This window comes from Mesorhizobium sp. M1E.F.Ca.ET.063.01.1.1 (genome assembly GCF_003998155.1).
In the GTDB taxonomy this organism is placed as follows: domain Bacteria; phylum Pseudomonadota; class Alphaproteobacteria; order Rhizobiales; family Rhizobiaceae; genus Mesorhizobium.
Genome location: NZ_RZSC01000296.1, coordinates 1 through 6,904 on the forward strand (window position 1 = coordinate 1; position 6,904 = coordinate 6,904).

The 6,904-nt window shown below is 66.3% G+C and carries 6 protein-coding genes and 1 pseudogene; 6 read left to right on the top strand and 1 reads right to left on the bottom strand.

The genetic code is table 11. The annotated features are described in order from the left end of the window. A pseudogene (locus EOA29_RS20225) lies at positions 1–330 on the top strand (hypothetical protein); the annotation flags it as partial. A 31-nt stretch (positions 331–361) separates the two neighbouring features. Here the strand turns inward: EOA29_RS20225 and EOA29_RS20230 are convergent. Beyond that, entirely contained in the window at positions 362–814 is a 453-nt protein-coding gene (locus tag EOA29_RS20230; protein WP_126094415.1) for a nucleoside deaminase, read from the bottom strand. A 182-nt stretch (positions 815–996) separates the two neighbouring features. On the opposite strand from EOA29_RS20230, the gene EOA29_RS20235 reads away from it, so the two are divergent. The 5 genes from EOA29_RS20235 to EOA29_RS20260 all read left to right on the top strand — a co-directional run. Beyond that, positions 997–2,979 carry a pseudouridine synthase gene (locus EOA29_RS20235; RefSeq protein ID WP_126094414.1) on the top strand — a complete coding sequence of 661 codons (1,983 nt, stop codon included), beginning with the start codon at positions 997–999 and terminating at the stop codon, positions 2,977–2,979. Then, entirely contained in the window at positions 2,960–3,514 is a 555-nt protein-coding gene (gene rsmD / locus EOA29_RS20240) for a 16S rRNA (guanine(966)-N(2))-methyltransferase RsmD (protein WP_126094413.1), read from the top strand. The genes EOA29_RS20235 and rsmD overlap by 20 nt, the downstream gene beginning before the upstream one ends. Before the next feature lie 293 nt (positions 3,515–3,807). Then, complete coding sequence (locus EOA29_RS20245) at positions 3,808–5,169, top strand: pitrilysin family protein (RefSeq protein WP_126094412.1); 1,362 nt, start codon at positions 3,808–3,810, stop codon at positions 5,167–5,169. 218 nt (positions 5,170–5,387) lie between these two features. Further along, complete coding sequence (locus EOA29_RS20255) at positions 5,388–6,722, top strand: pitrilysin family protein (protein ID WP_126094411.1); 1,335 nt, start codon at positions 5,388–5,390, stop codon at positions 6,720–6,722. After that, positions 6,719–6,904: patatin-like phospholipase family protein (locus EOA29_RS20260; protein WP_189478941.1), on the top strand; the 186-nt coding region annotated here is incomplete at its 3' end. The genes EOA29_RS20255 and EOA29_RS20260, both read left to right, overlap by 4 nt.

Consider the following 6,904-nt stretch of genomic DNA (forward strand, 5'->3'; position numbering starts at 1 on the left):
CAGCCGGAGGCCGCCGAGGACGTGCAGACCGATCCGGTGGCGGTGAAGAAGGCGATGGCCGATTCGGCTTCCAGCCACCCGCCGCGCTGGTCGCCGGACGATTCCAGCGCGACCCGCACCGCTGAGATCCAGCGCCGCCTCGCGGAGCAGAAGCAGGGCAACCCCAATGTCCGCAAATATCTGAGCGAGCCGCCGCTGGCCTATCGTCAGGCCTCCGACACCGCGCCGCAGAACGAGCTCGGCGAGGACGAGTACAAGAAGGAACGCCGGCTCAAGGCGCAGGCGGAAGGCAAGAAGAGCGGCGGCTGGTTCGACTGGCTGGGCCTGTAAGCTTCCTTGCACAGCCGGCTGCGTCGCTGCTCTATATTTCCCGCTTACCGCGGAAAAAATCCTTGAGGATGAAGGCCGCTTCGCTTTCGCCTAACCCCGGATAGATATCGGGCGTATGGTGGCAGGTCGGTGAAGCGAAGAAGCGCACGCCGTTGACCACAGCGCCGCCCTTCTCGTCGGCGGCGCCGAAATAAAGCCTGCGCAACCTGGCGAACGAGATGGCGCCGGCGCACATGGCGCAGGGCTCCAGTGTCACATAGAGATCGTGGCCGGTGAGCCGCTCGCTGGCGAGTTTCCGGCAGGCCTCGCGGATCGCCAGCATCTCGGCATGGGCGGTGGGATCGGCGAGTTCGCGCGTGCGGTTGCCGGCCTTCGCCACCACAACGTTGTCTTTAGCGATCACCGCGCCGACCGGCACTTCGCCGCGGCTTGCGGCCGCCTCGGCCTCCTTGAGCGCCAAAGCCATGAAATCCGGCCGCTTCACGCGCTTTCCATTCCGATTACTCCTCGCCACCCGACGGTGATCCTGTTATCTAGCGCGTGACCCTGAAAACCGGAATCGGTTTTTGCCGCGCTGCTGTACGCGCAAAATCAAGATGACACTGCCTGCGTTGCGCGTCCGAACGGGCGCGTGCGCTGTAGCAGTCCAAGACGAGCAAGATCCATATGGACGACGATAAGAAATCATCACGACAAAAGGGGCCGCGCAAAGGCGGGTCGAAACCGGCGCCGCGTGGCGACAAGCCGTTCCGCAAGGGGCCGCGCTCCGAGGGCAAGCCCTTCGAGAAGCGCGATGGCGCGCGCAAACCTTATGCACCGCGTGGCGACCGGCCGATGGCCGCCGAAGGCGAGAGGCCGCAGTTCAAGCGAGGCTACAAGCCGCGCGAAGCGGGCGAGGGCACGGAACGCGGCGAGAGGCCGTTCCGCAAGGGACCGCGCCGCGAGGGCACGTCCTTCGAGAAACGTGATGGTGCGCGAAAACCCTATACGCCACGTGGCGATCGGCCGGTGGCTGCCGACGGCGAGCGCCGCGATTTCAAGCGCAGCTATAAGCCGCGCGAAGCGGGCGAGGGTGCCGAGCGCGGCGAAAAGCCGTTCCGCAAAGGACCCCGCCCAGAGGGCAAGTCCTTCGAGAAGCGCGACGGCGCGCGCAAACCCTATACGCCACGCGGCGACCGGCCGATGGCCGCTGAAGGCGAGCGCGGCGAAAGGCGCTTCGACCGTCCCAAGCGCGACTTCGCCGACCGTCCCCAACGTGATTTCGCGGACCGGCCAAAGCGCGATTTCAGCGATCGCTCGCCGCGCGACGCCGCGCCCAGGCAGGGCGGCTTCAAGCCGCGTCCGCGCCCTTCGGAAGCAGCGCCCGAAGCCGGCGAGCGTATCGCCAAGCGGCTGGCGCGCGCCGGCATCGCCTCGCGCCGCGATGCCGAGGAGCTGATCGCCGCCGGCCGCGTCAAGGTCAACGGCAAGGTGCTAACCTCGCCGGCCTTCAATGTCACGCCCGACGACATCATCCATCTCGACGGCACGGAGATCCCGCCGATCGAACGCACGCGGCTGTTCCTGTTCCATAAGCCGGCGGGGGTGGTCACCACCAACCGCGACCCCGAAGGCCGCAAGACCGTCTTCGACGTGCTGCCGGCCGATCTGCCGCGGCTGATGACCATCGGCCGGCTCGACATCAACACGGAAGGGCTGCTGCTGCTCACCAACGACGGCGGGCTGTCGCGTGTGCTCGAGCTGCCGGCCACCGGCTGGCTGCGGCGCTATCGCGTCCGCGTCCACGGCAAGGTCGAGGAGAGCGCGCTCGCCGGCCTGCGCGAAGGCATCGCTGTCGACGGCGTCTTCTACGGTTCGATCGAAGCATCGCTCGATCGCGAGCAGGGCAGCAACGCCTGGCTGACGATCGGTCTGCGCGAAGGCAAGAACCGCGAAGTGAAGAACATTCTTGGCGCGCTTGGCCTCGATGTCACGCGGCTGATCCGCATTTCCTATGGGCCATTCCAGCTCGAGGACCTGCCCGAGGGCCATGTGCTGGAGATCAAGGGACGCGTGCTGCGCGACCAGCTCGGCGAACGGCTGATCGAGGAGTCCGGCGCCAACTTCGATGCCGAGATCACAAAGCCCTTTTCCAACAAGCCGGTGCGACGCAGCGACCCGCGCCACGACGAGGCAGAGCGGCCGAAGTTCACGCGCGAGGGCGACCGCCGTCCAATCGGCGAAGGCGGGCTGATCAAGGCCCGCAAGCGCCGCGAAGGCAGCCGCGACGAGGCGCTGGGCAAGCTGTCGACCAGGCCTGACAGGGCCTTTGGCGAGCGCGGTCCCAAGTCCGGCTTCGGCAAGTCCGAACGCGGCGGCTTCGGCGGCAAGCCGGGCGGCAGCAAACGCGAACCCCGCCCGATCGAGCCGCCCGGCCAGCGCAAGGCCAATGTCTGGATGGCGCCGGGCGCGCGCCCTATCGGCAAGGGCAGGGCGGAGGCCGAAGCCGCCAGGGCCGCCGAGGCGAAGGCGCGCAAGGCATCGTTCAAGCCCGGCGGCAAGGGCAAGCCGTTTGGCAAGCCACGGGGCGATCGACCCGAGGGAAGCGGTGGCGACAGGCCGCGTGGTCCTAAGGCTCCGAGAGGTGGCAATGCGGATCGTCGGCGGTGAGTTTCGCGGGCGTCCGCTGGCGACGCCCCGTTCGAATGCCATCCGCCCGACCACCGACCGCACCCGCGAGGCGGTGTTCAACGTGCTGGCGCATCGCCATGCGGAAAAGCTCGAAGGCGGCCGGGTGCTCGACCTCTTCGCCGGCACCGGCGCGCTGGGGCTGGAGGCTTTGTCGCGCGGCGCCTCCTACTGCGTCTTCATCGAGGAATCGGCGGAAGGGCGCGGCCTGATCCGCGAGAACGTCGAGAGCTTCGGGCTCACCGGCCGTACCAAGATCTTCCGCCGCGACGCCATTCATCTCGGCGAGGCCGGTACGCTTTCGCCTTTCGGTCTGGTCTTCGCCGACCCGCCCTACGGCAAGGGGCTCGGCGAGCGCGCGCTGCGCTCGGCAAAGGCCGGGGGCTGGCTTCTGCCCGGCGCGCTTTGCGTGGTCGAGGAGGCGGCGTCCGCGCCCTTCGAGCCGGGCCCCGGCTTTTCCGTGGTGGACGAGCGCGGCTATGGCGATACGATCATCCGGTTCATCGAGGTCGGGTGAGCAGAGCGTATTTCCCTTCTCCCCTTGTGGGAGAAGGTGGCCGAGCGAAGCTCGGAACGGATGAGGGGTGTTGGACGGAACGCTTCCTTGCAGATACAAGCAGTCGAAGCGATTGTATTTCCATCGCCTCGTTTCTTCCAGCACCCCTCATCCGTCTCGGCGCTGCGCGCCGATCCACCTTCTCCCACAAGGGGAGAAGGAAAAGGCGCAAGCGCCTCGAAAATGACGAACAATTCACTTTGCCTCGCCAGCAAAGCTTTTCTATCGTTGCGCGACCGAAACCGGAGCATTTGATGACATTGAACACCCGAGGGCTGTGCGCAGCACTCCTTGCCGGCACGTTGGCGCTCGCGGCGGCGATGCCGGCGCGCGCCGCGGACGACGCCGAGGTCAAGGATTTCCTGCTCGACAACGGCATGGAAGTGGTGGTCATTCCGGATCATCGCGCTCCGATCGTCACCCATATGGTGTGGTACAAGATCGGCAGCGCCGACGAGCCGCCCGGCAAATCCGGCATCGCGCATTTCTTCGAGCATCTGATGTTCAAGGCGACGGCCAACCACGCCGCCGGCGAGTTCGACCGCGCCGTATCCGAGATCGGCGGCTCGAACAACGCCTTCACCTCCTACGACTACACCGCCTTCCACGAGACGGTGGCGCCCCCGGCGCTGGAGCAGATGATGGGCTTCGAGGCTGACCGTATGCGCAACCTCATCCTCACCGACGACGTCATCAAGACCGAGCGCGACGTGATCCTCGAAGAGCGCCGATCGCGCATCGACGGCAGTCCGCAGGCGGTGCTCGACGAAGAGGTCGACGCGACGCTCTGGCAGAACCAGCCCTACCGCATTCCGGTGATTGGTTGGATGCAGGAGATGGAGCAATTGAACCGCACCGACGCCAAGGCCTTCTATGACAGCTACTACCGGCCGAACAATGCGGTGCTGGTGGTGGCCGGCGACGTCGATCCCGACGCCGTGAAGGCGATGGCCGAGAGGACCTATGGCAAGGTCGCGCGCGGGCCGGATCTGCGGCCGCGCATCCGCCCGGTCGAGCCCGAGCAGAACACCAAGCGCACGGTGACGCTTACCGACGCGCGCGTCTCGGTGCCGAGCTTTTCCGCGCAATGGGTGGTGCCATCCTATCATACCGCCAAGCCCGGCGAGGCCGAGGCGCTCGACCTTCTGGCCGAGATCCTGGGCGGCGATAACCGCAGCCGCCTCTATCAGCAGCTCGTGGTGAAGCAAGGCATTGCCTCCGAGGCCGGCGCCTTCTTCCAGGGCACCATGCTCGACGCCACCAACTTCACTGTCTATGGCGCGCCGCGCGGCGACGCCAAGCTTTCCGATGTCGAGGCGGCCGTCGACGCCGAGATCGCCCGGATCGTCAAGGACGGCGTGACCGACGACGAATTGGAGCGGGCCAAGACGCGCTACGTCCGCTCGATGATCTTTGCCCGCGACAAGCAGGACGACATGGCCAATATGTACGGTTCGACGCTCGCCACCGGCGGCAATGTGAGCGATGTCGAGGAATGGCCGGATCGCATCCGCAAGGTCACCGCCGGAGAGGTCAAGGCGGCGGCCGTCCGCTACCTGGTGCTCGACCGTTCGACCACCGGCTATCTCTTGCCGCAGCAGCAGGCGGGGAATTGACGATGAACGTAGTTTCTGACCGCATGAGCGCCTTTCCTTCTCCCCTTGTGGGAGAAGGTGGATCGGCGCGCAGCGCCGAGACGGATGAGGGGTGTTGGAAGAAACGCGGCCTATCTCGTTGGGCATTGAGGACTGGCGGTTTCCAAGGTCGCGCTCCGTCCAGCACCCCTCATCCGTCGCCTTCGGCGACACCTTCTCCCACAAGGGGAGAAGGAAAGGTGACGCGCATCGTTGCCACCCTCTGCTTCGCCTTGTTCTTCCTGCTGCTGCCTGCGCTTGCCGCCCACGCGGAGATGAACATCCAGGAGGTCAAGTCGAAGAAGGGCGTCACCGCCTGGCTGGTGGAGGACCATTCGATCCCGCTGGTTGCCGTCCGCTTCGTCTTCGATGGCGGCACCGCGCAGGATCCCGCCGGCAAGGAAGGGCTAGTCAATTTGATGACCGGCCTGTTCGACGAGGGCGCCGGCGATCTCGACAGCGAGGCCTTCCAGTCGAAGCTCGACGATGCCGGCGCCGAGATGAGTTTTCAGGCGGCACGCGATGGCACCTATGGCTCGATGCGCATGCTGTCCGATCAGAAGGACGAGGCTTTCGGCCTGCTGAAGCTGGCGGTGAATAGCCCGCGCTTCGACCAGGCGCCGATCGACCGCATCCGCGCCCAGATACTCTCCGGCATCCTCACAAATGAGCGCGACCCCAACACGGTCGCCCAGCAGCGCTGGCTGCGCGCGATCTATGGCGAGCATCCCTACGCGCGGCCGGACGAAGGCAACAAGAAGAGCCTCGCCACCATCACTGCCGACGACCTCAGGGCCTTCCACAAGGCGAATTTCGCCCGCGGCGGCCTGCATGTGGCAGTGGTGGGCGATATTGACGCCGCCGCGCTGGGCGGCAAGCTGGACGAGGTGTTCGGCGATCTGCCGGACAAGCAGACGCTGGCGCCGGTTGCCGACATCGCGCCCAAGCTCGGCCAGCAGCTCGAAGTGAATTACGACCTGCCGCAGACCTCGCTGCAGCTTGCCTGGCCTGGCGTGAAACGGAGCGCCCCCGATTTCTACGCCGCCGTGCTGATGAACGAGATTCTCGGCGGCTCGACCTTCACGTCGCGGCTTTACGAGGAGGTGCGCGAGAAGCGCGGCCTTGCCTATGGCGTCAGCTCGGATCTCGTCGATCACGAGCATTCCAATGCGCTGCTGGTCACCACCGCGACGCGCTCCGACCGTGCCGCCGAGACGCTCTCGATCGTGCGCCAGGTGGTGAAGGAGATGGCCGAGAGGGGGCCGACCGCGGAGGAGCTCGCCGCGACCAAGAAATACATGATCGGCGCCTACGCCATCAACAATCTGGATTCTTCCAGCTCGATCGCCGCGACATTGGTCGAGCTGCAGATCGACAATCTCGGCATCGACTACATCAAGCGCCGCGCCGCGCTGATCGACGCCGTGACGCTTGCAGACGTCAAGGCGGCGGCAAGGAAGCTCCTGTCAACCGATCCGGCGGTGATGGTGATCGGTCCGCCGCTGGTCCAGGTGGCTGGAGGCGGCAAGGGATGAGCCCGACCTTCGCGGTTGCCTTCGGCGGCGGCGGCGCGCGGGGACTCGCGCATATCCATGCCATCGAGGCGCTGGACGATCTCGGCATCAAGCCGGTGGCGATCGCCGGCTCCTCCATCGGCGCCATCATGGGCGCCGGCATGGCCGCCGGCATGCGAGGGGCGGACATCCACGCCTACAGC

Excerpts from the sequence above, each read along its gene's own strand:
- EOA29_RS20235 (WP_126094414.1), top strand. The coding sequence starts at position 997 with ATGGACGACGATAAGAAATCATCACGACAAAAGGGGCCGCGCAAAGGC.
- rsmD (WP_126094413.1), top strand. The coding sequence starts at position 2,960 with ATGCGGATCGTCGGCGGTGAGTTTCGCGGGCGTCCGCTGGCGACGCCC.
- EOA29_RS20245 (WP_126094412.1), top strand. The coding sequence starts at position 3,808 with ATGACATTGAACACCCGAGGGCTGTGCGCAGCACTCCTTGCCGGCACG.